Consider the following 25,739-nt stretch of genomic DNA (forward strand, 5'->3'; position numbering starts at 1 on the left):
CGGTGGGGTCAGTCTGTATTGTGCGGTCTGACTTTCGCAACATGACCTTCAAACATTTCTTCCATCTCCGTTTGGGCTTGTGGGCCTTGGTTTTTCTTTGCTTGTCGTGTGCCAACGCACAGCCAAAGCCTCAAACCAGCCCATTGCCAGAAGCTTGGCACCGCGGGGCTTTCATGGAAATCTTTGTTCGAAGCTGGCGTGACAGCAACGGGGATGGGATTGGCGACCTTCAAGGCCTGACCCAATCCTTGGACCATTTGCAAGACTTGGGTGTCAAGGGCATTTGGTTGATGCCCATCACCACGAGTGCAGATCACGACCATGGTTACGCCACCACCGACTTTCGCAACATCGACCCCGACTACGGCACCTTGGCCGACTTTGATGCCTTGATCAAAGCTGCGCACGCGCGTGGCATCGGCGTCATCATGGACTATGTGCTCAATCACAGCGCGGCTGAGCATCCCTTTTTTCAAGACAGCTTGCGCAACCCTCAAAGCCCTTACCGTGATTGGTTTGAGTGGCGCAAAGAAAAGCCCACAGGCTGGGACATTTGGGGTCGTGATCCCTGGGTGGTGACGCCTCAAGGCAGTTACTTGGCCACCTTTGGGCCGCACATGCCTGATTTCAACATGCGCAATCCGGCCGTTGTGAAGTACCACGAAGACAGTCTGAAGTTTTGGTTGGACCGCGGCATCGATGGCTTTCGCCTGGACGCCGTGCCACACCTCATTGAAAACAGCGCCAAAAATTGGAATGACCAACCGGAGAGCCGTCAGCTGACGAGTCACTTCACCCGCCTGATCAAGTCCTATCCTGGCCGCTATGTGGTTTGCGAAGCCACCGCTGAACCCAAGGCCTACGCCCAAGAAGACATTTGTGGTGGCGCTTTTGCTTTCGGTTTGGAAAATCAAATTGCCAAAGCCGCAAAAGGCGAAAGCGATGCCATTCAAAAGGTGGCGCAGTATTACCAAACAGCGCCCCACACTTTGGCCAGTTTTGCGTCCAACCACGACCAATTTGCTGGCAAGCGCCTTTGGGATCAAGTTGCTGGCAACGAAATCCACTACAAATTGGCAGCGGCCACTTATTTGTTATTGCCCGGCACGCCTTTTATTTATTATGGCGAGGAGATTGGCATGGCAGGCGCCCAAGGCCTGACGGATGACCCCTTCATCCGCGGCCCCTACAGCTGGTCAAACGATGCGGCAACGGCTGGCTTCACCTCTGGCAAGCCCTATCGCGCATTGGCCAGCAATCTGGCCACCCACTCTGCAGCGCTTCAATACCAAACGCCCAACAGCCTGCGTTCTTTTTACAAAGATTTGCTCAAGTGGCGCAATGCCCGTCCATCACTTTCACAAGGGACTTACGAGCAGGCGACTGCCCATGGCCAGCTACTGTCCTATGTGCGGCGGTGGGGCACCGAAGCGACGTGGGTCGTGATCAATTACAGTACGCAGCCGGCAGATTTCAAGTTCCCAATCGGTTCGGCACAGCCCCGCTTGTTGTACGTCGGCCCGTCCTCTGAACCCTATATGTCAAAGCAGGGGACAATACCCGGACAATCGGTGCAAATTTTTTCCCTTGAGCCTTGAGTAGTTTTGATTCATGCAACACGTTTCCTGGTCACGCAGTGCCAACATTTACGAAGTCAATGTCCGTCAATACACCCCTGAGGGGACGCTGAACGCATTTGCTGCACATTTACCGCGCTTGCAACAAATGGGGGTGGACATTTTGTGGTTCATGCCCATTCATCCCATTGGCAAACTCAAGCGCAAAGGCAAATTGGGCAGTTATTACGCAGTGAGCGATTACAAGGCCATCAATCCAGAATTTGGCAAGCTCAAAGATTTCAAAGCCTTGGTGCAACAAGCGCACGAACTGGGCATGAAGGTCATCATCGATTGGGTGGCCAACCACACGGCATGGGACCATGAATGGGTCAAGCAACATCCAGAGTGGTACTTGAAAAACGACAAAGGCCAAATTCAGAGTTATCGTTACGACAACGGTACTGAAGTCGAAGATTGGACAGATGTGGTGGGTTTGGATTACAGCCAAAAAACCTTGTGGACCGCCATGATCCAAGCCATGCAGTACTGGGTGAAAGAAACCGACATCGATGGCTTCCGATGTGATGTAGCGCATTTGTTGCCACTTAAGTTTTGGCAGCAAGCGCGTGCCAAGTTGGATGCACAAAAGCCCATGTTCATGCTGGCCGAGTCAGATGACGCGCATTTGCATGACGCTGCGTTTGACATGACATACGACTGGGCCTTGCAAGACGTCTTGAAAAAAATTGCCAAAGGTCAGGCAGATGTGCGTGACCTCAAAGCCTATTTGGCATCTGCTGCGAATGCCTTGCCCGCAGATGGCTATCGCATGACCTTCACAGCCAATCACGACACCAATTCTTGGCACAACCACGATGCGGGTCATTTTGGCGATGCCTTTGCCGCCATGGCCGTCATTGCCGCAACTTTTCCGGGCATGCCATTGGTCTATGGCGGACAAGAGTCGGGACTGAACAAAATGCTTCTGTTCTTTGAAAAAGACACCATCGATTGGCAAAATTTCAAACACGAAAAGTTGTACGCCAATTTGTTGGCGATGAAGAAAAAGCACCCTGCATTGCACAACGGTGTTTTAGGTGCACCCGTTGAAGTGTTTGACGCAGAAAATCACCACATCTTGGCCTTTCGCCGACAAAAAGGCATCGACGTGGTGTCCGTGCAGGTCAACATGAGTGGACAAAACCAAAGCTTCAACTTGCATGGCAAACCGCGCAAACTGGGTGCGTGGGAATTTCAAATTCAAACCAGTTGAAATCCATGCTGGCAGCCCTCGGGTGCTGCCAGCATTTTTTTACATCGCCGGCGCAGCGCAATGCTTGGCAATGTACTCGGCGTGATCGGGCATGAAGTCCACGCATTTGGCAATCACGTTGCGCACGCTTTCTAGGTACTCTTGAATACTGCCTTCGTCTTGCAAGTCAACCAAGGGGTTGTAATGGGCAGGTTTCAAGTTTTGACCTTCCATCACTTGCAGCCAACCCACTTGGGAGAATAGCTCTTCATTGAAGCGGAAAATTCTGCCGTGGGTTTGGTACAAAGCGATTTTTTCTTTGAGCGAGTCGGGCACCGCCATGTACGCACAGGCTTTCCAAAATTCGGAGTCGGTGCGCTGGTTGGCGTGGTAATGCAGGATGATGAAGTCGCGGATGCGCTCATACTGAAAACGGCTTTGGGCGTTGTAGGTGTCGATGTCGATTTGACTGAAGCCTTGGTCCGGGAAAAATTCTACCAACTGGGCTACGGCAGCTTGAATCAAATGGATGCTGGTGGATTCCAGCGGTTCTAAGAAGCCGCTGGACAGACCCACTGCAATCACGTTTTTGTTCCAAGCCTTCTTGCGCATGCCCGTGTTGAACTTGATCAATCTGGGATCTGCCAAAGGCTTACCATCCAGGTTGGACAACAAGGTGGCTGCGGCCTCATCTTCGCTGATGTGCTGACTGCAAAATACGTGACCATTGCCAATGCGGTGCTGCAATGGAATGCGCCACTGCCAGCCGGCTTTGTGTGCGGTTGAGCGCGTGAAGGGCAACAATTGAGGGGCCGATTCGCAAGGCACAGCCAACGCACGATCACAGGGCAACCAATGCGTCCAATCTTCATAGCCTGTTTTCAAGGTCTCTTCAATGAGCAAGCCTCTGAAGCCAGAGCAGTCAATGAACAAATCACCTTCGACGCGCTCGCCACTGGCCAGCACCACTGCATCGACATGGCCATCGCTGGCGCGTTGTGAGACCTGCGTGATTTTGCCTTCGGTGCGAACCACGCCACGCGCTTCGCACAATTTGCGCAAGTACTTGGCATACAAATTGGCATCAAAGTGATATGCGTAAGTGATGTCGCCCAAAGGTGAATTGGGGACCGACAAATCTGGACGCATGAATTTGTTGGCGCGGGCAGCGGCGCGTGTGATGGAATAGCTGCCAAGGTCTGCAGCTTTGCCAGCAGTCCGCATCTTGTGCCAATACTGCTCAAACGGCACAGTCCACAAGTCTTGTCCGATGGGGCCAAATCCGTGCATGTAGCGATCACCCACTTGGCCCCAATTGACAAACTCAATGGCCAATTTGAAAGTGCCGTAGGTGGCTTTTAAAAACTCGTTTTCATCGATCCCAGCCACTTTGTTAAAGCGCTGAATCATGGGAATGGTGGCTTCGCCTACGCCCACAATGCCAATTTCATCCGATTCCACCAATCGAATGTTGTACTTGCCACGCAGCACGCTGGCCAATGCGGTCGCCGTCATCCATCCCGCCGTGCCGCCGCCCACAATGACAATGTTTTGAATTAAAGGGTTTTGCATCTTCAACACCAAAGTGAAAAAAAAGGGAGGACAAGTCCCCCCTTACTTTAACGTTCCTCAAACACGCTGGCTTGAGGAAGGTTAAATGACAAGTCCAATTAGAACTTGTAAGTTGCGCCCATCAAGTAGATCTTGCCGTATTTGACTTTCTCTACGATGTTGTCAGGCGTGTTGCTGTAGCGCTGGAATTGCGCGTTGGTCGCGTTGTTCACTTGGAACAACAGAGACAAGCCTTTGGCAGGTCCTTGTTGGAACTCGTAACCAGCTTGCAAGTCGACCACAGTTTCGCCTTTGATGAAGGTCAACTGACGGTTGTCTTGGTAGTCGCTGATTTCGCCCAAGAAGTCTGAACGTTGACGACCTGCAACGGCAAACTGGAAGCCGCTCTTCTCATAGTAGAAGCGCAGGTTGTTCACGTTTTTAGACAAGCCTGGCAAAGGAATTTTGTCCTTGCCAATGTCTTGTGTGCTGAAGCTTGCTGCGGGCAAGTTCACGTTGCTAGATGTGCTGGACATGTTGGCCATTACGCCGAAGCCGTCCAACGAAGGCGTCAGCATGGAGAAGGGCACGTTGATCGCCACTTCCACACCGCTGATATCGCCACCCTGACCGTTGATAGGTCGTGTCAACATGCCCATGGTGCCGTAAGGCAGGCCTGTGGGTGCGTATGCACGGAAATCAAACGGTGTTGCAGTTTTCAGGATGTAAGTGTCGAGGTTCTTGTAGAAACCAGCGATGCTGACATAACCTTTTTTGCCGAAATATTTTTCGTAGGACACGTCAAAAGATTTGGCGCGGAAAGGCTCCAAGCCAGGGTTGCCACCGTCGCCGGTGTAGGTGCCCTTGGTGCTGTCGTAGCTGAAGTTCATGCTAGAGCGCATGTCGCCCATGTTGGGTCGAGCCAAAACTTTGGCCACACCCACACGCAAGACTTGGTCATTGCCCGCATCGAAGTTCAAGTTCAAGCTGGGGTTGAAGTCGCTGTAGGTTTTGCCATTGCCAACTGAGATGCCAGGGCAAGTTGCAACCGTGTTACCTGTGCAAGTGGCGCGGTTCACGTTAAAGCCGGTGGAGCTTTGGTCCGTGTTAACCAATTGCGCACCAATGTTGCCACGGTAAGGCATTCCAAACAGTGTGCCGTCCACATCGCCTTTGACGTAAGTGGTGGTCACTTTCTCGTTCACAGACCAGTCTTTGTTCAAGATGTCGCTGTCAACTTTCTTGGCCAAGTCATAGATGGTGCCCAATGAGCCACGTGGATCCCAAGACACCACGGCCAAGCCTGTTGTGCCGGCCACATTGGTGGCCGTGCCAGGAACGGCTGCGCCTGCGTAAGGATCGCCACCTTTGACGACCAAACGGCCTTCTTGTGTGGTGCGAACTTTGGTGCGGTCAGAGAAGTTGGCGCCAATTTCAACCGAAGAAACGGGGCCGTATTCCACATTGCGACGACCTGAGAAGCGAACGTTGTCCACTTTGTCTGTCACTTGAGGAATGGCCACATAACCTGCTTGAGGTGATGAAGGACCACCGCTCCAGCCGTTCACGTCGGTCAATTTGATTTGTGAGCGATCTGCATAGCTCAAACCAGTTTTGAAGAGCGTGTCAGCCAAGTTGGTGCCATTGAAGCCAGACCAAGAAATGGTGTCGGTTTTGCCTGTGGTGTTGCCATCACCAGGCAAGCCGGCTGTGGTTTCGTAGCGAGAACTGACGCGTGAGACTTTCGATTGAGAAATATCTGCTGCAGCTTTCCAGTCGCCTGCTTTGAACTTGGTGTTCCAGCCGAAAGAGTCCAGTTTGTCATCACCTGATTCCAAGTGGTTGCGGACCACGCCTTTGTAGCCATCCATCGTGCCGCTGGTCACGAAACCAGCAGAGTTGACAATGGCGCCAGGCAAGAGTTTGCCGGCAGGGTCGTAGCTGGCGTTTTCCAAGAAAGCGCCTTCCAAGCCTGTTTTCTTCAAAGCAAAAGTGCCTTTGGAAGAGAACACGTCCAACACAGTTTCAAAATCTTTGTTGGGTTTGTATTGAATGACCGCCATCAAACCTTCACGGTTCGACGTGCTTTGCTCTGTGTCGGCTGTAAAACCGCCAGGAATCTTCACGTCTTGACCGTTGTATTTGATGTCGCGGTTCCAGCCGCCCCATGAGTTGAATTTCAACTGTTCAGCGCCTTCGTCTTTGAGCTTGGTGTAACCGAGGGCAATACCCAAAGTGCGGTCAGCAAATTGGTCAACGTAGGAGAAAGACTGGCGATCGCCTTTGCCTTCTCCAGCACCCGAGTCAACACCTGAGCGCTGTGAGCGAACGTTGGCTGAGAACGTGCGCTTGTTGAAGTCCAAAGGACGCACTGTGCGCAAGTCAATGGTGGAGGCCAAGCCTTGACCCACCAAAGAGGCTTCGGGGGTTTTGTGGATCACGATGGAGCCGAGCAATTCTGCGGGGAATTGGTCGAACTCAACGCCACGGCTGTCGCCCGTAGAGGCTTGTTCACGGCCATTCAGCAAGGCGCCGTTGAAGTCGGGTGACATACCGCGAACGCTCACAGATTGCGCGCGACCTGTGGACTTATTGCGCTGTGCAGTAACGCCAGGCAGGCGAGACACCGATTCTGCAACCGTAGAGTCAGGCAACTTGCCGATGTCTTCTGCAGACAAGGCTTCAACGATGCCGTCAGAGTTGCGTTTGGTGGCAATGGCGTTTTCGATGGAGGCGCGGATACCCGTCACCACCAGCTCGCCGCCTGTTTGTTGCGCATGTGTAGCGCCTGCAACGCTGATCAACAAAACAGCGCAGCCAGCCGCAACGGGACTGACTTGAAAGCCGCTCTGTCTGACCGCTTTGCGCGATTTCTGATTGGTTTGTGTCATTCTTTTGACCTTAGATTGAGAAATGAAAAAAAGAGGTGTGCCGCCCTTGGAGACTTCATGTAAACGATTGCACGAAGTGATTGTGTAGTAAAACTAGATGACCATTCACTTGGGAAATACCCTAGCTGTTGTATAAAAAAAACCAGGCAATAGTGAGTACTTTAGAGGTAAATAAATCCTGAGGGATGCATTGAAGCTGCGTCAAAATAGCGGAAAATTCGAATTCCTGTACCAAAATTACAGTCGGTCTGCCGATACAGTCACCCAGTCCTTTCTTGAAGAGTCCGCCATGCAGCTTTATCGCCCCTCTCTTTTGCTTTCAATTGCCTTGCTTTGCATTGGTTTTGTCGCTCAGGCGCAAGCCCAAGTGGCCATTCGACCTGAGGTGGCCAAGAGCCTTCAAGCGGCCCAAGATGCCCTGAAGGCGGGGCAAGTCGACAACGCTTTGAGCTTGTCACAGCAAGTCTTGGCCATGCCAGGCATCACCCCAGTCGAGAAACCCATCATTCAACGCACCTTGGCTGTGGCGGCGCTTCAGGCTAAGAATTTTCCTTTGGCTGTCAGCACCCTTGAGAACTTGATTCAAGAGATGCCGGCAGATGCGCCCGCTGCACAAAAGCGACCTTTGATCGAATCCTTGCTCAATGCCAGCCAACAGACGCAGGACCACCAGCGAGTGGTCGATTGGGCTCGCATCTATTTAAAACTCGAAGGCAGCAACCCCTCGGTTCGGCCGGTCCTCATTCAAACCTTGTCCGTAATGAAACGACATGACGAAGTGGTTCAAGAAGTGAAAGACAAAATGCGTTCGGACGAGGCTGCCAAGCTCAAAACCCCCGAGAGTGAATTGCGCTTGATGGCCGTGAGCCAACGTCAATTGAAAGACGATGCGGGGTACAACGCCACCTTGAAGTTGTTGTTGCAAAACTATCCCTCCAAAGCCTATTGGGCAGAGATGATTCCGCGTTTGGCGCGTCAGGCCAACTTCAACGCCCGTTTCGATCTGGACCTGTACCGCTTGCTCGAACTCACCGGCAACTTGGAGGACAGCATTGAATACATCGACATGGCCAATTTGGCGCTCAAAGCAGGTTTGCCCGCTGAAGCTGCGCGAACTGTCGAGCAGGCCTACAGTGTCGGCTTGATGGGCAAAGGCAGCGACGCGGCCAACCATCAAAAGTTGCGTCAACAAATTCAGCAGCGTTTGAATGAAGACGACAAGGCCCTGCCCGCTTTGGAGAAGTCAGCCAAAGATGGCAACGCCATGGCCAGTTTGGCCGATGTCTACGCCGCGAAACAAAAATGGGATTTGGCACATGCTCAGTACACCAAGGCCTTGAGCGTGGGTGGCTTAAGGCGTGAAGCAGAAACGCGCCTGCACGCCGGCATCGTCTTGTTCAAAGCGGGTCAAAAAGACGCGGCGCTCAAAATGTGGGACAGCGTGGAAGGCGATGCAACAGCAGTCGACATTGCCCAACTTTGGAAAATCTGGGCGGCCAGCAACTGATCGCGTCAGTTGAAAATTTGAACACCTTCAGCCCTCTGACTGTTTAAAGCGTGGAAAAAAGAAAACTGCAAATGTCAGACATAGCCAAGTTGGCAGGTGTCTCCACGGCAACGGTCTCGCGAGCCTTGAATGGCAGTGAAGCCATACGGCCTGAAACGCGTGAGCGCATCATGGCCTTGGCGCAGGCGCATCAATACACAGTGCACGCAGGTGCCAAGAACTTGCGAAGTGGCGAAAATCGAACCTTGGGTTTGGTCATTCCTTACCGCGCGTCTCTTCGCATGCAAGTGACAGATCCTTTCTTCTTGTCGATGTTGGGCCATTTGGCCGATGCCATGACCGAGGCACAGTACGATTTGCTGTTGTCGCGTGTGAATGCCGATCATTTAGACGAGTGTGCTGCGCTTTACGATTCAGGTCGGGTGGCTGGTATGGTGGTAGTGGGTCAATGGGATCACCATGATCAACTCAACGCACTTGCCAAAAGACACGTGCCTGTGGTGGTGTGGGGCGCACATTTACCAGACCAGCTCTACTGCAGTGTTGGCAGCGACAACGCCAGGGGTGGCTTTGAAGCCACCGAGCATCTGATTCAGCAGGGCCGCAAACGCATTGCGTTCATGGGTGATTACGCTTCGGGTGAAGCCAAGTTTCGCTACGATGGCTATTGCAAAGCACTGCAAAAATATGGCATTGCCGTCGATCCGTCGCGGGTCATACCCTCTCCCTTCACTCCCCTAGAAGCGCAGCAGGCCATGCATCGATTTTGCGATCAACACCAGCCCATCGATGCCTTGTTTGCGGCCAGTGATTTGATTGCCATCAATGCCATGGGCGTTCTCAATGCACGTGGCTTCAAGGTGCCTGAAGATGTGGCGGTGGTTGGCTACGACGATGTGGACGCCGCGCGTCACAGTTTCCCGCCCTTGAGCACCATTCATCAACCATTGGATGTAGCAGCACGGGCGCTCTTGCAATCCTTGCAAGAGGTGATGCAGGGACGTCAACCTGCTTCGCGTCAACTCAGCAGCCCACTGGTGATTCGCGCTTCATCCCAGCTGGCCAAATAAGCTTCATCGTTGCGTGTTGTGATTCAGTCCTTCTGAACAACCGAAGCCGCAGCCGCTTTCAACGCAAACTCGGCACGCAAAGCGCGAAGTTTTTCGCGCGGGTCTTCTTTGATGGTGGTTTTGTCTAAAGCCATCTCAGCAATGAAGCGGCTGGGCAATGCCGCGATGGTCTCGCGCCCTTTTTTGCGGCGCTTGGTCCAACTCACCGCCAATGAGCGCTGTGCACGGGTGATGCCCACGTACATCAAGCGCCGTTCTTCTTGCAAGCGCGTCAGTTGTCCCTCAGCGTGAATTTCTGCATCGATCGACTCTTTGTTGTCCTCGTCCATTTTGAAGGGCAGCAAGCCTTCGTTCACGCCCACCAACATGACGTGCGGCCACTCCAAACCTTTGGCAGCATGCAATGTTGAAAGGGTGACCACATTGGGATCTTCCTCGCGTTCGTTCAAGGTCGACAGCAATGAAATGGTTTGCGCCACTTCCAGCAAAGATTTGGTCTCACTTGCCACGTTCACGCCAGCCGCATCATCTATCGTGCCGCCACACCGGCCCGCCATCCAATCGCAAAACTCCAGCACATTGGTCCAGCGCGCTGCGGCTACTTTCTCGTTGTCTTCGCCATCGTACAAATGCTTTTCGTAGCCAATGTCTTTGAGCCATTGCAGCAAGAAAGCTTTGGCTTCTTCGGCGCCATGGGTTCTTTTGGCGCGGTACTCTAAATCGTTCATGAAGCGACCAAACTCGTGCAGGCTGCCCACGGCGCGCGCAGAGAGTCGGCTGCTGAGGCTGTTGGAAAACAAGGCCTCAAATAAACTCAATTTGTATTGACTCGCCAAGGTGCCAAGGCTCGCCAAAGTTTGATGGCCAATGCCCCGTTTGGGACTGGTGACAGCCCGCAAGAACGCAGGGTCGTCATCGTTGTTAACCCACAGGCGAAACCAGGCACACAAGTCTTTGATTTCTGCGCGATCGAAAAAACTCTGGCCGCCCGATACTTTGTAGGGAATTTGCGCGCGACGCAAAGCTTTTTCAAAAGGCTTTGCCATGTGATTGGCGCGGTACAAAATGGCGAACTCGCGGTAATCGCGGTACTGCACACCGCCTGCTGTGGTGGCGGTGCCTGCGCGCAATGATTGAATGCGAGCCACCACGCGATCGGCCTCGTGTTCCTCATTGTCTGCATCCATGACGCGCACAGGTTCGCCTTCACCCAGTTCAGAAAACAGGGTCTTGGGATAGAGCTTCGGGTTGGGTTCGATCACGTTGTTGGCAGCACGCAAAATGGCGCTGGTCGAGCGGTAGTTTTGCTCCAACTTGATCACTTTCAACTGTGGAAAGTCTTGTGGCAAGCGTTTCAAGTTGTCGAGCGTCGCGCCGCGCCAACCATAGATCGATTGATCATCATCTCCCACCGCGGTAAATCTAGCGCGCTCGCCCACCAAGTGTTTCAGCACTTCGTACTGTGTGGCATTGGTGTCTTGGTATTCGTCTACCAGCACATGGCCCATGGCCGCCTGCCAACGTTCTCGAACCTCTGGAAAATCGGCCAGCAGTTTCAAGGGCAAGCCAATCAAGTCGTCAAAGTCCACGCTTTGGTAGGCTGCCAAACGCTCTTCGTATCGGCCCATGATGCGCGCGGTGACGCGTTCGTTTTCAGTTTTGGCAATGGCCTCGGCTTGTGAACTGTTCAAACCGCTGTTCTTCCAAGCGCTGATGGCCCATTGCCATTGACGCGCCGTGTTGGCGTCCGTGGTGCCGCCGCAATCTTTCAAGATGCTCACCACATCGTCGGCATCCAAAATACTGAACTGTGGCTTGAGCCCCAGCACGTGACCGTCTTGTCGCATGATGCGCACGCCCAGTGCGTGGAAGGTACAAATCATCACGTCCTTGGCATCTTTGCCAATCAGTTTGCGAGCGCGTTCGCGCATTTCGCTTGCCGCTTTGTTGGTAAAGGTGATGGCTGCAATGCGCTTGGGTTCTAAGCCCACTTCAATCAAGCGCGCAATCTTCTGCGTGATCACTCGCGTTTTACCCGAGCCAGCGCCCGCCAACACAAGGCAAGGGCCTTTGACGTAGTGAACGGCTTCAAGTTGAGCGGGGTTTAGACCGAAGGTGGGGGACGACATGCTATTTGGACAGAAACACCGCAGCAGAAGTCACGCGGTGTGGTCATGGATCATAGCGGGCAAATCGGGCTCAATTTCCAAGGCACAATGTGGACCATGTTAGATGTCTTGCGCGTCACTTTCCCCTTCTTTGCATTGGTCTTTTGCGGCTACGTGGCTGCGCGCCGACAACTGTTGCCCTTTGAAGCCATTCCAGGGCTCAATGGTTTCGTGTTGTTTTTTGCGTTGCCTTGCATGCTGTTTCGCTTTGGTGCCAGCACCCCCATTGCACAGCTGCTCGATGCGGGCGCGTTTTTCATGTACTTGTTTTGCGCTTTGGTCATGGTGGCTTTTGTCTTAGCGGTCACCATGAATCGACGAATCGGTTGGAACGATGGTGCGTTTGGTGCCTTGGTGGGCGCCTTCCCCAATACGGGCTTCATGGGCGTGCCTTTGTTGGTTGCGTTGCTAGGATCTGCCGCTGCGGGACCTGCCATTGTGACCATCGTCATTGACATGGTCATCACCACCTCTTTGTGTGTGGCACTTTCTCGTTTAGATGGTGCCAGCGAACAAGGTGCCGCACAGGCCACCAAAAATGCTTTGTTGGGCATGGTCAAAAATCCCATGCCGTGGTCCATTTTGTTGGGTACTTTGTTCTCCGCCTATCAAGGCCAATTGCCTGGGCCTGTCGACAAAACCGTCGCTTTGCTGGCCGACGCAGCATCACCAGTGGCTTTGTTCACCATTGGCGCCGTACTGGCGCGTTCGCAGAAAATAGCGCATCACCAACAGCACGGCCCCCTCACTTGGCATGACTACGTGCCCGTTGCATTGATCAAATTGTTTTTGCATCCCGTGTTGGTTTTGCTGGTGGGTTTGGCGGCCATTGGGGTGGGTGTTCCCATCGATGTTTTCGCCCTCAAAGTGATGGTGTTGGTGGCGGCATTGCCCAGTGCCAGCAATGTGGCCATGTTGTCAGAGCGCTTTGGCGCTGACAGTGGCCGCATTGCGCGAATCATTTTGGTCTCAACCTCAGCGGCCTTCCTCACCTTCTCGGCAGCGGTCGCCTTGCTGCAATAGCGCGCTGCGTCAAATGGCCAGCGGGTCAACATCGACCAGCCATCGAATCAAACCTTTGTGCGCAGGATCCGTGCGCGACGCGTGCAGACACCCCTGAAGCAAATCCAACACTTTGTGCAGCGATGAACGAGATGTGCTTTCTAGCAGCATTTGCGCGCGCTCAACATTGGCCACGCGTTGAATGCTCATGGGCACGGCAGGAAACACACTGACCTCCGCCATCATGGCCGCAACGTCTGCATCGTCTTGCGCCAGACTTTGCAGTTGTGCATGGCCATGGTTTAAAAAGGCTTGCGCCACAGCCTGCATGCGTGCATCGCAGCGAATCAAAGCCTGAAAGCTGCTGGGCGGCAAACCGGCTTCTAAGCGTTCTTTCAATTGTTGTTCTGCAAACGCTGGGTAGTCGTGTTTTTTCAGCGCCTCAAACAAGGGGTGCGCAGGGTGAAAGGTTTGGACCCACATTTCACTGGACGCACTTTGCGCTGCATCGCGGCCCGCGCGGCCCCCAGCTTGCATCAGCAAAGCAAACAAACGCTCTGGTGCTCTGAAATCACTGGAGAACAATGCGCCGTCTGGGTTGATGGCGGCCACCAAGGTGATGCGCCTGAAGTCATGTCCCTTGGCGATCATTTGCGTGCCCACCAACACATCCACTTCGCCGCTGTGGACACCTGCCAATTGGGCTTCGAGTGCACCCTTGAGTTTGGTGCTGTCGGCATCAATGCGCATCACCCGAACGGCTTGGCCGTCTGGTCGTTTCACGTCCACCAACAGCTCGGCCAAATGTTCTTCCAATTGTTCGGTGCCGCGTCCCATCGGGGCAATGTCTGCATTGCCGCACGCCGGGCAGGCCCGTGGTACACGCTCGGTAAAGCCGCAATGGTGGCACCGCAGGGTTCGGTCAATTTTGTGAAACACCCGAAAGGCGCTACAGTGCGCGCACTCACTTTTCCAATCGCAATCGGCGCAGTGCAGCACAGGTGCATAGCCGCGTCGATTGAGCAGCAACATGCTTTGCTCACCTTTGGCCACACGCTCTTGAATGGCTGCAATCAAGGGTGCAGACAAGACGGTTTTGCGGGGCTGATGGTTCATGTCCACGCGGCGCACAAAAGGCAGTTTGCCCGCACCAATGCGCGCCGGCATTTGCAGGCGCACATAACGACCGCCTTCTTCAGCAGGCCGACTTTGGTGCCAACTCTCCAAGGAAGGTGTGGCCGACCCCAAAATCACTTTTGCACCTTCTAGCCTTGCGCGGTAAATGGCCAAGTCACGCGCTGAATACCTGGCGCCTTCTTGTTGCTTGTAACTGGCATCGTGTTCTTCATCGACCACAATCCATTTCAGCTTGGGCATGGAGGCAAAAATCGACATGCGTGTGCCCAGCACAATTCGCGCTGAACCGTTGTGCGCTGCAAGCCAACTTTTCAAACGTTGCGGCCCGGTCATGCCACTGTGCATCGACACCACGCCTTCGTCACCAAAACGCGCTTTCACACGCTCTTCCAATTGCGGGGTTAAATTGATTTCGGGCACCATCATCAGCGCCTGCGCTTCAGGATCCTCTGCAAGGCACCGCGCAACGGCTTGCAAATAAACTTCGGTTTTGCCACTGCCCGTTGCGCCGTGGATCAAAAAGGGGCCTGGTGCTTTCGCCATTTGCGCCAGCACCTGGGTTTGCTGTTCTGACAAAGGCCAAGGCGATGCCAGTGCCGCTTTCAAGGAGGCGTCGGATGCGCTTTGTTTTTTCAAACGGCGCGCCAGTTGCACGGGAGTCAGGTCACGCAATTGCGGCGGCAAGGCTGCCAAGGCCACTTCACCAATGGCGCGTTGGTAATACTGCGCCGTGAATTGAACCAACTGAAGCCAATGTGGGCTTAAGGGGCTCACGCCGTCAAGCACAGCCGCCACATTTTTCACGGCGCTCTGTGCCAAATGCGAGGGGGCCTGCGAATGCACGCGCCAGACCACACCCAAGACTTCGCGCTTGCCAAAGGGGACGCGGACCAAGTGACCGACTTGCGCCGGCAGGTCTGTGCAGTACGTGAGCAGTCCACCCACTTGGCTGTGGGCGGGCGCCGAAACTGCGACGTCAAGCCACATTTGCATCAAGTCCCTTGTGTTGAAACTTCAAATTGAAGTCGTTGCTGCATTCTGTCATTTTCTTGCTCATAAATATTCTTGAAATCACAGGTAAGTCGTTGTTTTTCAAGATCTTTAGAAGCAGTCCCAATAAACTGTGGATAACTTTGTTGAAAACTCATTCTGATGCCTCGGAAAGCCTTGAAAAATAAGGCTTTGCTTGGATTGCTCGAGAACTGAGCAGATTCATAAAGTTGAATTAAATCAATAACTTAGATAAATCATGGCGCAAGCAAAAAGAGCGCATGCAAGCTGATAATTTGAAATTCTACCGAAATTGCTTTTGTGCATAAGTCAATAGAAAAAACCCAAAAATTTAAATATTTTTTGGGTTTTTATGGGGTGTTTACGCGTTAAGGCGCGAACTTTCAAACATCATTTTCGCAGCGCCTTGGAATGGCTGTGAACGGCCTCTACCAGGGCTGAGACGTGTTCTGGGGGGGTGAACTGGCTGATGCCATGCCCCAGATTGAAAATATGCGTGGGTCCTGTGCTGTTGGCATCGGTGTGCGGCTTGCCAAAACTGTCCAACACCCGAATCACTTCTTTTTGAATTTGCGCAGGTGGCGCAAACAGCACATTGGGGTCAATATTGCCTTGCAAGGCTTTGCCCGGACCATTCACGTCACCCCCCACCATTTGGCGGGCGCGTCCCAAGTTCATGGTCCAGTCCAAACCCAGTACGTTGCAATCGAGTTGTCCCATCTCTTCAAGCCACAAGCCGCCGCCTTTGGTGAAAACAATGCTGGGAATGCGCACGCCCAGGTGCTCTTTTTTCAGCAGCGACAGCACTTTGGCGGTGTAGGCCAAGCTGAACTCCTTGAATGCCGCATCGGCCAACACGCCACCCCAACTGTCAAAAATCATGACGGCTTGCGCACCAGCTTCAATTTGGGTGTTGAGGTAGGTGGCCACTGATTGCGCATTGATCTCCAAAATGCGGTGCATCAAATCAGGACGGCTGTACAACATGGTTTTGACCAAACGGTAGTCGTCCGAACCTTTGCCTTCCACCATGTAACAAGCCAGTGTCCAAGGGCTGCCTGAAAAACCAATCAAGGGCACGCTGCCATTTAAGGCTTTGCGAATGGACGTGACCGCATCAAACACATAGCGCAGTTTGGCCAAGTCGGGCACTTGCAGTTCGGCCACTGCCGCTTCATCGCGCACACTTTTGGCAAAACGTGGGCCTTCACCCTGCGCAAAGCTCAGCCCCAAGCCCATGGCATCGGGCACCGTCAAAATGTCGCTGAACAAAATGGCGGCGTCCAGCGGATATCGCGACAAGGGTTGGAGGGTCACTTCGGTGGCGTAGTCCACGTTGGTGGCCAGGCCCATGAAACTGCCCGCTTTGGCACGTGTGGCGCAATACTCAGGCAAGTAACGGCCCGCTTGCCGCATCAGCCAGACGGGCGTGTGGTCCGTGGCCTGGCGCATGCATGCACGCAAAAAAGTGTCGTTGGTCAAAGGGGCAAAACTGGCAGAGGTCATCGCAATCAAAGCCGTAGCGGCATTTCCAAATGGTTCTGCCGCATTCTCGCAGACGATCTGCTGCCTTTGTTCTCAATTGACATGCGTCAATCTAAATTATGGCGAAGTCTTCACTTGGCTCAATGAATTTTGAATCTCTGAAACCGACGGCAATTCAGACAACAGTTGCACGTTTTGACCGGGTGCATACCAAGCATACACAGGCACGCCATTGCGGCCCAGCGCGTTGAGGGCTTGGGTAATGGCCGGGTCGTAGCGTGTCCAATCGGCCCGCAGCAGCAAAACTTTCTTTTGTGCAAAGTCGGAGATCACGGCGGGGTTGCTGAAAGTTATCTTTTTGTTGAACTGACACGTCACGCACCAAGCCGCCGTAAAGTCCACAAACACCGGTTGACCTGCCGCCCTGGCCTTGGCCACTTTGTCTTCAGACCAAGCCTCCCAAACAACACCCGAAGTAGCTTGCGCGCCCTTAGCGTTTGATGCAGATGCAGATTCATTTGCGGCAGCAAGGCCCGCATTGCCATTCAGATTGCCCAAGTCAGGGTCGATGTGTGTCCAACTGGCGCCCCATTGCCACAAAGTGCCGAGCATCACCAGTGCGGCGAAGCTCCGCAAAGCCCAAGCGGTTTTGCTTTGGTGTGCCAAGGCCCACAACATGAAGGCCAAGCTGAGCAAACAAATCAGGAAGCCCGTGACGCCCTCCATGCCCACTTGTTGGCCCAGCACCCAGACCAACCAAATGACAGTTGCATACATGGGAAACGCCATGAACTGTCTGAACGTCACCATCCATGCACCAGGCCGTGGCAGACGGTTCACCCAAGCCGTGCTGAAAGTTACCGCCATGAAAGGCAGTGCCATGCCCAAACCCATGGCTGCAAAAATGGGCAGCGCTTGCCAAGCGGGAAGACCGATCGCCAAGCCAAGTGAAGCCCCCATGAAAGGTGCTGTGCAGGGCGAAGCAATGACCACAGCAAACACGCCAGACCACAACGAATTCACCCAGGTCTTGGACCATTGAACGCCAGCAACGCTGCTCGGAACAAACGATCCAAATTCAAACAGGCCCGACAGGTTCAATCCCATCACGGCAAACAACATGGCCAAGCCACCCACGACCCAAGGCGATTGCAATTGGAAGCCCCAGCCCAATTGCGATCCGGCTGCTCGAAGTGCCAGCATCAAACCGCCCAGCAGCAAAAATGAAATCAACACGCCTGCGGTAAAAGACCAAGCAGACACCTTCATCGCCTTGGGGCTGTCAGAGTGCTGCGTGATGCTCAGCAACTTGATGGCCAAAACTGGAAAAACGCAAGGCATCAAATTCAACAACAAGCCACCCGCAAATGCACCCAACAGCGCCAAAGCCCAGGTGGCCAAAGGCGCGGGCAAGCTGCTGACGGTTGATGCCGCAGGCGGGGTTGCTGGTTTGGCGTCTTCTGTGAACGTTTGCCACTGACCTTGTACGGGCGTATTGAAAGTCCACTGCAATCCCGTCGGTGCTTCGGCCTTGCCTTGCATCAACAGCCACGCCATTTCCTTGGGGCTGTCCATTCGCTCACTGGAAACTTTCACTTGAACCTGTGTCAGTTCCTTGCCGTCTTGAGAGGTGCCTTGGATCAGGGGCGCTGCATTGTTCTGAATCACATTGGCCGTTTGGGGCAACACGGTCCAAGGCCCCTTTTTCAATTCGTCCGGTAATGCTGCAATGCTGAGTTGAATCGAGCGGCCATCGTCCGCAATGCGCGCTGCATGGGCGCCTTTCAAAGGTGTTGCTTGCTGTGCCAGTGCTTTTTGAAATGAAGCCGATGCCATGACTGTGGCGCCTTGGAGCGGGATCGACAACTGAAAATCGCCTTCTTGCGGAATGCATTCTTGTTTGCAAACCAGCCAATTGGCATGAAGCTGAACATCGAGGGTGGTGAGCGTGGCAGACGGTTTGAAGCCCTTGTCAATTTGAAGGGGTGTTACCAGCAACACCGTGTCTTCGTAGCCAAAATTGGCCATGGGGCCAATGGGAATCATTTTGGGTGCAGGCCAAATCAAAGGCGATGCCGAAACGCCTGCAGGCAGTTTCCAAGTGAGCTCGGTGGGCAGTCCAGAGTCACCGGGATTGCGCCAGTAAGTGTGCCAATGGGGTTGATGCTGCAGTTCAAGGCCCAGCCAAATGGTTTGGCCCGCCGCAATGCCCTGCGGCGCAAGGGCCAACAGGCTGGCTTTGACTTGCTGGGTTTGAACCACATTGGACACCTTGGCATTGCCCAGCAATTGCGTTGGGGTTTGTGCTTGCGCTGACAAGACGCCCACGACGAAGACCCAAGCCAGCAGCATGGCGAGCCTGAGAGGGTTCAAAAAGCGACGAAAGTTCAACAGCAACATAAGCCAGAAGCATTCCAAAAATAGCAACGATGCCATGTTCTAACTCTACACCGCAAAATCATTCCCCGAAATGCTGTGCCTCAATTAAACTGACGCCATGAAAAGTTCGTCAGCCAAGCCCACCGCGATCCACTTTTGGTCAGAACTGACCACCCTCGATTTTGCGAGCATCGACACTTCACGCGCCATTGCCGTGTTGCCCCTTGCCGCAACGGAGCAGCATGGCCCCCATTTGCCTTTGTCGGTCGATACAGACATCGTGAACGGGGTGGTGCAGGCCAGTTTGCCTCACCTGCTTGCAAGTCATGAGGCCAGCGCGGCAGCCTTGCCCGTCTACTTTTTGCCTACCCAACATGTTGGCCTCAGCCCCGAGCATGCAGCGTTTCCCGGCACACTCACCTTAAAGCCTGACACCTTGATTCGCCTGTGGACCGACATTGCCGAATCCGTGAAAGCAGCAGGTGTCAACAAGTTGGTCTTGTTCAATTCACATGGTGGTCACGTGGGCGCCATGGACGTGGTGGCGCGAGATTTACGTGCCCGATTGGGCATGTTGGTCTACAGCGTCAATTGGTATCAGTTGCCGATGCACAACGCACAAGGCGACGATGTGAATGCTTTGTTCTCTGCACATGAACATCGATTTGGTGTGCACGCCGGCGATGTCGAAACGTCCGTCATGTTGGCCCTTACGCCCCAAAAGGTGCGCATGGCGCTGGCCCAAAATTTTCAATCCATGTCGGAAGAACGAGCCGCCAACTTCCCCATTCTGGGCAACGGGCGCAGTGCCAAACTGGCCTGGCAAATGCAAGACTACAACCCCGCTGGCGCAGCGGGCAACGCAGCTGCCGCTACAGCAGAGAAGGGCCAAGCCTTGTTAGAGGCCGCTGGCCGCTCACTGGCTGCACTGTTGTTGGAAATAGACCGCCTTCCGCCTGGCACCCTTCGCAATTGACGAAGGCCATTGGCTTGCTTTAAGTAGAAGTTAAGCAATAACGGGTAATTGGAGTTCGCAATCACCCACGTATATTTGCTGTGGGCACTCGCGGCTGGCATCGAGACAACCGCCCTCGGCGTAAATGCCTTTGCCATCGCGCATGCGCATCATCACACCCAAGACATGGTCCATTTTTTGCGGATCTGACAAGGTTTCATTCACACACGCTTCGACGATGTTTTCATCGATCCAAGCTTCGCCATGTGGGTTGGTACGAAGGCCGTCACGCCAGTGGTAAATCTCAACACATTTGGTTGACAGCGTAAATGGCTGATCGTGCTTCCAAAAATTGCTGAACAAGCCGCCGCCCATGTAAATCACCCAAGAGCCCTCATAGCCTGTGACATCGGAGGATGCTTCGTGTGGGTTTCTAAACCAAAGTCGATCGCCTGGTACAAAAAAATGAACCGGCAATGGCGCTTCGAGTGAGCCGTATTCATGCAAGTACACTTCGTGAAACTGGCCAGAACGAACGGCATGCACCTCGTTCAGTTTTTGCATCGCTGCCAGCAATGAAGGGTGGTGCATTTGTGCTTCTTGTGCCAGTCCCAACAAAATCACGTACTCGCTGGCGCGATAGCATGAGAAGTCGTAATGCTTGCCTGTGGTCGCGGCTTGTGTCGCGCAGATCAATGCATGGATCAGGCACGTGCCCGGTTGCAACACAAATCCGGCAGCTTCGTCATAGCGCCAGCAGTCTGCCGGACGCTCAGCCGCTTCAGTTCGAAAGGCGACCGCTGTTTTACTTGCCGCCCTCGCTATGTTTTCTCGAACACGGACTGCACTTGCAAGTGCTTCTGTGTTTTCAAATTCAAATTCATGTGGCGACATGAAGAGCGACCACAGAATTTCTTGCGTTAAATTTTGAGCGTGCGCATGCAAGGACAAGGTGTTGAAATTGGGCGCAAACCTCGCTACCCAATCTTCACGCATGTGGCATCGGGTGATGCCCTCCTGACATTCAACGACCACATCGCGCAGGATGCCATGTGTCTCCAAGAAAGCCTTGCACGCTTGGGTGACGTCTTGCCTAAAGCGAATGCCCATTGTGGGCTTGCCGTTTGAATGATGCGATGACTCGGGTTGCATGCTTGTCATTCTGACAAGAAATATGCGTGGGTCTTATCGGGATAAACACCATCTCAACAGCGATTCGCTTGTGTGGCTCACATCACATGCGTGTGTTTTAAGAATATGTCACCCAGGGGTGATGCGCTGCATCTTCCAAATGAGGCAAGTTGTTATAAGTTAGCAGCATGTGCCTTGAAGGGGAGTAAGTAAATTCGGTCAGTGCGGTGTTGCGGATTCGCAAGTTCAGCTCAATGGCCGTGTCTGCGGGTGCACCCAGTACCAGGCCCACAGCTGTTGAAATGGGGCCGCCACTGGACACCACCAACACACGGCCTTGGTGGCGCGTTCTGACATGTTGCAACACATCCTGAATGCCTTGTGCAAATTCAGCATAGCTTGGCATGCCCTTGGGCGCCGTGTCGCCAGCCATCCACTTTTGCAAAGCGGTTCGCAGCAAGCGGAAATGATGTTTGTACATCTCGGGTGTATCGGGCTTGGCCAAGGGCATGGGATGCACCGTTTCAATCAGTGCATGGCTGTCGTATTCGTTCAGCGCAGGCCAAACTTCTGGCGTCATGTTCAGTTCGGCACCTTCTGCAATGCCTTCCCAAGTTTGACGGTGGCGTTTGAGGCTGCCCATGAGCACGGCATCGAAGTGCAAAACATCAGGTCGATGACTTGATGCCTGTTTCCAATACTGTCCCAAACGAATGCTCTGGCGTTTGCCCAAGTCACTCAGTTGATCGTAGTCTTCAGCGCCAAAGGAAGCTTGTCCATGACGCACCAATATCAGTTGTCCCATGGTGTTCAGTCTAATGCCACTTGGCCTTCAATGCAGACCACGGTGTCGCCACCGACCCACACTTGGCCTTGCGAATCTTGTTGAATATGGACCCGTCCCTGCCTGCCCAAGGCCTGACCTTGACTGGCCAGGTATTGAGCGGGCATCTTGCCAGAACCGATCAGCCATTGCGCCAAGGAGGCATTCAAACTGCCTGTCACGGGGTCCTCCGTGATCCCGATGGCTGCGGCAAAAGCGCGCACTTCCAAGTTTGGTTCTTTGTCGGCCATGACCGATGAGTTGGCGTTTGAAGCCCTTCCCGCAAATGCCCTCGATTCGCGATTGCTGCGTGAAATCAGCAAACCTGAAGGCGCCTCTTCGTGTTGCGTGATGGCAGCAACGCCCACTTTGATGCCCAATTGTTTCAAAGCCAAATGATCGGGCGACAGCTTGCGGACTGTTTCGGTGCTGTCCAATAAAAACGACCACCATTCAGGCCCATTGTTCAGGATCTGACAAGCGATCACCTGATGGGCTGCAATGCCAAGCGCTTGCACAAGGGCTGACAACTTGTCCTCAGGGATCGCACGCTGCTGTGTGGGGGGTGCTGCAAAAGCCCATCTGCCTTGTTGTGACTCGATGCGAACCAAACCGACGCCGCACTCTTGGACGATCACGCCTTGATCTTGGGGTTGCCCTCCTGCTTTCAGCCAAGCTCGCGCACTGCCCAATGTGGGATGACCTGCAAAAGGCAATTCACCGCCTGGTGTAAAGATGCGCACCTTGTAGTCGGCGCCTTGCGCTTTCGCTTTGGGCGTTGGTGGGAAGAGGAAAGTCGTTTCACTCAATTGGGTCCAGCGCGCAAAACTTTGCATGTGCGCATCACTGAGGCCTGTACCGTCCAAGACAACCGCGACAGGATTGCCCAGATAGGCAACCGGTGTGAACACATCCACTTGTTTGAAGGGTCTCGAAGTCATGCGAGCGATCCGTTTCTACAGACTTGTTTTAAACATCCAGATGGCCGTGAAGACCAAAGCCGCTGCCATGCAGCGATTGAACACCAGCAAGCGGATGCCTTGTGCCAACCATTGTCTAAGCAAACTGCCCATCACAGCGTAGGTCAAATTACTCACCAAGCCAAATCCCATCATGATGGGTAGAAGCACCAAACTTCTGCCCAAGGCATCTTCTTTGCCGGCCACCCAGCCTGCCACGATTGACAGTGCAAGCATCCATGCCTTGATGTTCAGAAATTGAACCCCCACACCTTGAAAGAAGGTGATCGTCAAACGGGCTTCATTTGCGTTGCTGAGTTCTCTGGTGCCCCAGAGACGATAGGCCATCCACAACAAATACAGCGTGCCGCTGATGATGATGACCCAGCGTAAAGCGGGGATGGCCAACACCAAATGTCCAAGGCCCGCCATGCAGAGACTTAACAACAAACCCCAACCCACTGGCACCGCCAAGATGAAGCGCATGGCCGAGCGCAAGCCCTGATTGGCGGCCAGTGCCGTCGACAAGGTGGTGTTGGGCCCTGGTGTAAAGCTAGCCGCGGTCGACAAAATCAATAAGGCGGTCAGTTCTTCTGAACTCAGGATGAAATTCATGTCACTGATGGTGGATGTGTGTGAAGTGCTGTGAAGGCCGCCAATTACTTGGCAGAGAGTGTTTCCCAGCGTTCAAGCGCGGCCATCAATTCTGAGTCAATTTCAGCATCTCGCGCATACAAGGCGGTTGCTTTTGCAGGATCTTTGGCAAACAAGCTGCTGTCCTCCAAGGTCAATCGGACTTGCTTCTGCTCGTTTTCAAGTGACTCAATCAAACCGGGCAGACTGTCCAATTCGCGTTGTTCTTTGTAGCTGAGCTTGGCTGCGCTTTTGGGGGCAACAGGGGCCGTTGGGGCGGGCTGTACAGAAGCGGTGCTTTTTTCAACTTGTGGTGCGGCTTCCGTTGTGGCCGAGGCTTTGGCAGGTGCATTGCTTGTGCCTTGTGGCGTCCCCGTCAGCTTTGCCGCCGCTGCTTTGTTTTGCGCTTGAATCGTTTGACTGCGCTGTGATTGCGTAAGCCAATCTTGAACAGAGCCTTCGTACTCGCGCCAAAAACCTGGACTTTCATCGCTTGCTTCACAGGCAATGATGCTGGTCACCACGTTGTCCATGAAGGCGCGATCGTGACTGACCAAGAACACGGTGCCTTCGTAGTCTTGCAACAACTCTTCAAGCAATTCCAAGGTGTCGATGTCCAGATCGTTGGTAGGCTCGTCCAGCACCAAGACATTCGCAGGGCGTGCAAAGAGTCTGGCCAATAGCAAGCGATTGCGTTCGCCGCCCGACAAAGACTTCACAGGCGATGTGGCACGCGCTGGTGAAAACAAGAAGTCACCCAAGTAGCTCTTCACGTGTTGGCGCTTGTTGCCAATTTCAATCCATTCGCTGCCTGGGCTAATGAAGTCTTCCAGCGAAGCCTCAAGGTCCAATGCATTTCGCATTTGATCAAAGTAGGCCACCTGAAGATTGGCGCCTTGGCGAATGCTGCCGCTGTCGGCCTGAAGTTCACCCAAGATCATTTTCAACAGCGTTGTTTTGCCGGCGCCGTTGGGTCCCAGCAAGCCGATCTTGTCGCCACGCAACAAGGTGGCGGTAAAGTCTTTCACAATCACTTTCACATCGCCTTCGGGTGACGTGAAAGATTTGCACACATCGCTTAATTCGGCCACCAATTTGCCACTCGGTGCGCCAGATGCTACCTCCATGCGGACACGTCCCACCTGTTCTCTGCGGGCACTGCGCGTGGCGCGCAAATTTTCAAGACGCGCTATGCGACTTTGACTGCGTGTGCGCCGGGCTTCAACGCCTTTGCGAATCCACACTTCTTCTTGTGCCAACAGTTTGTCGGCCTTGGCGCTGATCACGGCCTCTTGCGCCAACTGTTCTTCTTTGTTGATTTGGTATTGCGCAAAGTTGCCCGGATAGCTTCGAAGTCTGCCACGGTCCAATTCCACAATGCATGTGGCAATGCGGTCCAAGAAAGCGCGGTCGTGCGTAATGGCCACCACACTGCCTTTGAAGTCGATCAGCAATTGCTCTAACCAGGAGATGGAGTCCAAGTCCAGGTGATTGGTGGGTTCATCTAACAACAAGACGTCGGGGCGAGTGACCAGTGCTTGTGCCAATGCCACACGTTTGCGATTGCCACCAGAAAGCGTGCCAATTTTGGCAGTGGGGTCCAAATGCAAGCGATGCAATGTTTCATCAACGCGTTGCTCCCAGCCCCAACCGTCTAGCGATTCGATTTGACTTTGCAGAGCATCCAAATCGCCGACGCAATTGCTGTAGTCATCGATCAACTTCATCACGGGTGCAAGGCCGCGCTGAACAGATTCAAAAATTGAGTCTTCAGTTTCTAGCAAGGGCTCTTGCGCCACATAGGCAATGCGAATGCCTTGCTGAACATGCAAGTTGCCATCGTCGGCGTGCTCCATGCCAGCGAGAATTTTCAGAAAGGATGATTTGCCTGTGCCATTGCGGCCAATCAGGCCGATCCGTTCGGATGTTTCGAGCGCAAAGTCTGCATGATCCAAGAGTGCAACATGGCCGAAAGCCAGTGATGCGTCCAATAAAGTGATTAAAGCCATTGGCTCATTATCAATGAGGCTAGAAAATTTTTTACAAAACTATTGCCAGCCTCTAAAAAGTAGTGCTATAGTGGAGGGCTTCGCTGCTGATTAGTTGTTTAAGACGTCAACAGCAAGGCTTGCGCCAAAAGCCGTTGAAAAGCATTCATGGTTTTTCAAAGTAGGTGGCAAGTAAAGCCTTGTGGGCAGAGCGGCAACTTGATCAAAAAATCAGTTG

General features: G+C 53.5%; 18 protein-coding genes. 6 read left to right on the forward strand and 12 right to left on the reverse strand.

Going from position 1 to position 25,739, the window contains the following annotated elements:
* The first annotated feature begins 41 nt into the window (after nucleotides 1–41).
* Nucleotides 42–1,598: an alpha-amylase family glycosyl hydrolase gene (locus B9Z46_RS14655; protein WP_108257337.1), complete on the forward strand. Its 1,557-nt coding sequence runs from the start codon at nucleotides 42–44 to the stop codon at nucleotides 1,596–1,598.
* A gap of 13 nt (nucleotides 1,599–1,611) precedes the next feature.
* Complete coding sequence (locus tag B9Z46_RS14660; protein ID WP_108257338.1) at nucleotides 1,612–2,832, forward strand: alpha-amylase family glycosyl hydrolase; 1,221 nt, start codon at nucleotides 1,612–1,614, stop codon at nucleotides 2,830–2,832.
* A 39-nt stretch (nucleotides 2,833–2,871) separates the two neighbouring features.
* Here the strand turns inward: B9Z46_RS14660 and B9Z46_RS14665 are convergent, their stop codons facing one another.
* Together B9Z46_RS14665 and B9Z46_RS14670 are read right to left on the reverse strand one after the other, a co-directional pair.
* The gene (locus B9Z46_RS14665) at nucleotides 2,872–4,383 is read right to left on the reverse strand and encodes a tryptophan halogenase family protein (RefSeq protein ID WP_108257339.1); all 1,512 of its coding nucleotides are present in this window, start codon (nucleotides 4,381–4,383) and stop codon (nucleotides 2,872–2,874) included.
* Between the two features lie 98 nt (nucleotides 4,384–4,481).
* Nucleotides 4,482–7,253: a TonB-dependent receptor gene (locus B9Z46_RS14670; RefSeq protein ID WP_108257340.1), complete on the reverse strand. Its 2,772-nt coding sequence runs from the start codon at nucleotides 7,251–7,253 to the stop codon at nucleotides 4,482–4,484.
* Between the two features lie 289 nt (nucleotides 7,254–7,542).
* Here B9Z46_RS14670 and B9Z46_RS14675 point away from each other — a divergent pair, with 289 nt between their 5' ends.
* Nucleotides 7,543–8,760 carry a hypothetical protein gene (locus B9Z46_RS14675; RefSeq protein WP_108257341.1) on the forward strand — a complete coding sequence of 406 codons (1,218 nt, stop codon included), beginning with the start codon at nucleotides 7,543–7,545 and terminating at the stop codon, nucleotides 8,758–8,760.
* A 71-nt stretch (nucleotides 8,761–8,831) separates the two neighbouring features.
* Nucleotides 8,832–9,830 (forward strand): LacI family DNA-binding transcriptional regulator, encoded by a 999-nt coding sequence (locus B9Z46_RS14680; protein WP_108257349.1) that lies wholly within the window; start codon nucleotides 8,832–8,834, stop codon nucleotides 9,828–9,830.
* Nucleotides 9,831–9,853: 23 nt separating this feature from the next.
* Here the strand turns inward: B9Z46_RS14680 and B9Z46_RS14685 are convergent, their stop codons facing one another.
* Complete coding sequence (locus tag B9Z46_RS14685; protein WP_108257342.1) at nucleotides 9,854–11,959, reverse strand: ATP-dependent helicase; 2,106 nt, start codon at nucleotides 11,957–11,959, stop codon at nucleotides 9,854–9,856.
* A 96-nt stretch (nucleotides 11,960–12,055) separates the two neighbouring features.
* Here B9Z46_RS14685 and B9Z46_RS14690 point away from each other — a divergent pair, with 96 nt between their 5' ends.
* Nucleotides 12,056–13,021, forward strand: a complete 966-nt coding sequence (locus B9Z46_RS14690) for an AEC family transporter (RefSeq protein ID WP_055361744.1) — start codon at nucleotides 12,056–12,058, stop codon at nucleotides 13,019–13,021.
* 9 nt (nucleotides 13,022–13,030) lie between these two features.
* On the opposite strand, the gene priA is transcribed toward B9Z46_RS14690, so the two are convergent.
* The 4 genes from priA to B9Z46_RS14705 all read right to left on the reverse strand — a co-directional run bounded on the left by priA (nucleotide 13,031) and on the right by B9Z46_RS14705 (nucleotide 19,069).
* Nucleotides 13,031–15,124 carry a primosomal protein N' gene (priA, locus tag B9Z46_RS14695; RefSeq protein ID WP_108257343.1) on the reverse strand — a complete coding sequence of 698 codons (2,094 nt, stop codon included), beginning with the start codon at nucleotides 15,122–15,124 and terminating at the stop codon, nucleotides 13,031–13,033.
* Between the two features lie 5 nt (nucleotides 15,125–15,129).
* Nucleotides 15,130–15,285, reverse strand: coding sequence for a hypothetical protein (locus tag B9Z46_RS15155; protein ID WP_158268453.1), 156 nt, complete (start codon nucleotides 15,283–15,285; stop codon nucleotides 15,130–15,132).
* Between the two features lie 253 nt (nucleotides 15,286–15,538).
* Nucleotides 15,539–16,654: a uroporphyrinogen decarboxylase gene (gene hemE, locus B9Z46_RS14700; protein ID WP_108257344.1), complete on the reverse strand. Its 1,116-nt coding sequence runs from the start codon at nucleotides 16,652–16,654 to the stop codon at nucleotides 15,539–15,541.
* A gap of 96 nt (nucleotides 16,655–16,750) precedes the next feature.
* The gene (locus B9Z46_RS14705) at nucleotides 16,751–19,069 is read right to left on the reverse strand and encodes a protein-disulfide reductase DsbD (protein ID WP_233246035.1); all 2,319 of its coding nucleotides are present in this window, start codon (nucleotides 19,067–19,069) and stop codon (nucleotides 16,751–16,753) included.
* A 61-nt stretch (nucleotides 19,070–19,130) separates the two neighbouring features.
* Here B9Z46_RS14705 and B9Z46_RS14710 point away from each other — a divergent pair, with 61 nt between their 5' ends.
* Nucleotides 19,131–19,988, forward strand: a complete 858-nt coding sequence (locus tag B9Z46_RS14710) for a creatininase family protein (RefSeq protein WP_108257345.1) — start codon at nucleotides 19,131–19,133, stop codon at nucleotides 19,986–19,988.
* A 30-nt stretch (nucleotides 19,989–20,018) separates the two neighbouring features.
* Here B9Z46_RS14710 and B9Z46_RS14715 read toward each other — a convergent pair whose 3' ends face one another.
* The 5 genes from B9Z46_RS14715 to B9Z46_RS14735 form a co-directional block, all read right to left on the reverse strand.
* Nucleotides 20,019–21,128: a hypothetical protein gene (locus B9Z46_RS14715; RefSeq protein ID WP_146179277.1), complete on the reverse strand. Its 1,110-nt coding sequence runs from the start codon at nucleotides 21,126–21,128 to the stop codon at nucleotides 20,019–20,021.
* An 88-nt stretch (nucleotides 21,129–21,216) separates the two neighbouring features.
* A complete protein-coding gene (locus tag B9Z46_RS14720; protein ID WP_108257347.1) occupies nucleotides 21,217–21,903 on the reverse strand; it encodes a histidine phosphatase family protein in 687 nt (228 codons plus the stop codon).
* 5 nt (nucleotides 21,904–21,908) lie between these two features.
* Nucleotides 21,909–22,862, reverse strand: a complete 954-nt coding sequence (locus B9Z46_RS14725) for a PhzF family phenazine biosynthesis protein (RefSeq protein ID WP_055359224.1) — start codon at nucleotides 22,860–22,862, stop codon at nucleotides 21,909–21,911.
* A 15-nt stretch (nucleotides 22,863–22,877) separates the two neighbouring features.
* Nucleotides 22,878–23,495 (reverse strand): LysE family translocator, encoded by a 618-nt coding sequence (locus B9Z46_RS14730; protein ID WP_055359223.1) that lies wholly within the window; start codon nucleotides 23,493–23,495, stop codon nucleotides 22,878–22,880.
* Between the two features lie 44 nt (nucleotides 23,496–23,539).
* The gene (locus B9Z46_RS14735; RefSeq protein ID WP_108257348.1) at nucleotides 23,540–25,522 is read right to left on the reverse strand and encodes an ATP-binding cassette domain-containing protein; all 1,983 of its coding nucleotides are present in this window, start codon (nucleotides 25,520–25,522) and stop codon (nucleotides 23,540–23,542) included.
* Nucleotides 25,523–25,739: the final 217 nt, after the last annotated feature.

The sequence above is a fragment of the Limnohabitans sp. Hippo4 genome, from assembly GCF_003063605.1.
Classification (GTDB): Bacteria; Pseudomonadota; Gammaproteobacteria; order Burkholderiales; family Burkholderiaceae_C; genus Limnohabitans_A.

Bases quoted from the DNA above. Each gene is read 5' to 3' on its own strand.
- B9Z46_RS14655 (WP_108257337.1), top strand. From the start codon at position 42: ATGACCTTCAAACATTTCTTCCATCTCCGTTTGGGCTTGTGGGCCTTG.
- B9Z46_RS14660 (WP_108257338.1), top strand. From the start codon at position 1,612: ATGCAACACGTTTCCTGGTCACGCAGTGCCAACATTTACGAAGTCAAT.
- B9Z46_RS14665 (WP_108257339.1), bottom strand. From the start codon at position 4,383: ATGCAAAACCCTTTAATTCAAAACATTGTCATTGTGGGCGGCGGCACG.
- B9Z46_RS14670 (WP_108257340.1), bottom strand. From the start codon at position 7,253: ATGACACAAACCAATCAGAAATCGCGCAAAGCGGTCAGACAGAGCGGC.
- B9Z46_RS14675 (WP_108257341.1), top strand. From the start codon at position 7,543: ATGCAGCTTTATCGCCCCTCTCTTTTGCTTTCAATTGCCTTGCTTTGC.
- B9Z46_RS14680 (WP_108257349.1), top strand. From the start codon at position 8,832: ATGTCAGACATAGCCAAGTTGGCAGGTGTCTCCACGGCAACGGTCTCG.
- B9Z46_RS14685 (WP_108257342.1), bottom strand. From the start codon at position 11,959: ATGTCGTCCCCCACCTTCGGTCTAAACCCCGCTCAACTTGAAGCCGTT.
- B9Z46_RS14690 (WP_055361744.1), top strand. From the start codon at position 12,056: ATGTTAGATGTCTTGCGCGTCACTTTCCCCTTCTTTGCATTGGTCTTT.
- priA (WP_108257343.1), bottom strand. From the start codon at position 15,124: ATGTGGCTTGACGTCGCAGTTTCGGCGCCCGCCCACAGCCAAGTGGGT.
- B9Z46_RS15155 (WP_158268453.1), bottom strand. From the start codon at position 15,285: ATGAGTTTTCAACAAAGTTATCCACAGTTTATTGGGACTGCTTCTAAA.
- hemE (WP_108257344.1), bottom strand. From the start codon at position 16,654: ATGACCTCTGCCAGTTTTGCCCCTTTGACCAACGACACTTTTTTGCGT.
- B9Z46_RS14705 (WP_233246035.1), bottom strand. From the start codon at position 19,069: ATGGCATCGTTGCTATTTTTGGAATGCTTCTGGCTTATGTTGCTGTTG.
- B9Z46_RS14710 (WP_108257345.1), top strand. From the start codon at position 19,131: ATGAAAAGTTCGTCAGCCAAGCCCACCGCGATCCACTTTTGGTCAGAA.
- B9Z46_RS14715 (WP_146179277.1), bottom strand. From the start codon at position 21,128: ATGACAAGCATGCAACCCGAGTCATCGCATCATTCAAACGGCAAGCCC.
- B9Z46_RS14720 (WP_108257347.1), bottom strand. From the start codon at position 21,903: ATGGGACAACTGATATTGGTGCGTCATGGACAAGCTTCCTTTGGCGCT.
- B9Z46_RS14725 (WP_055359224.1), bottom strand. From the start codon at position 22,862: ATGACTTCGAGACCCTTCAAACAAGTGGATGTGTTCACACCGGTTGCC.
- B9Z46_RS14730 (WP_055359223.1), bottom strand. From the start codon at position 23,495: ATGAATTTCATCCTGAGTTCAGAAGAACTGACCGCCTTATTGATTTTG.
- B9Z46_RS14735 (WP_108257348.1), bottom strand. From the start codon at position 25,522: ATGGCTTTAATCACTTTATTGGACGCATCACTGGCTTTCGGCCATGTT.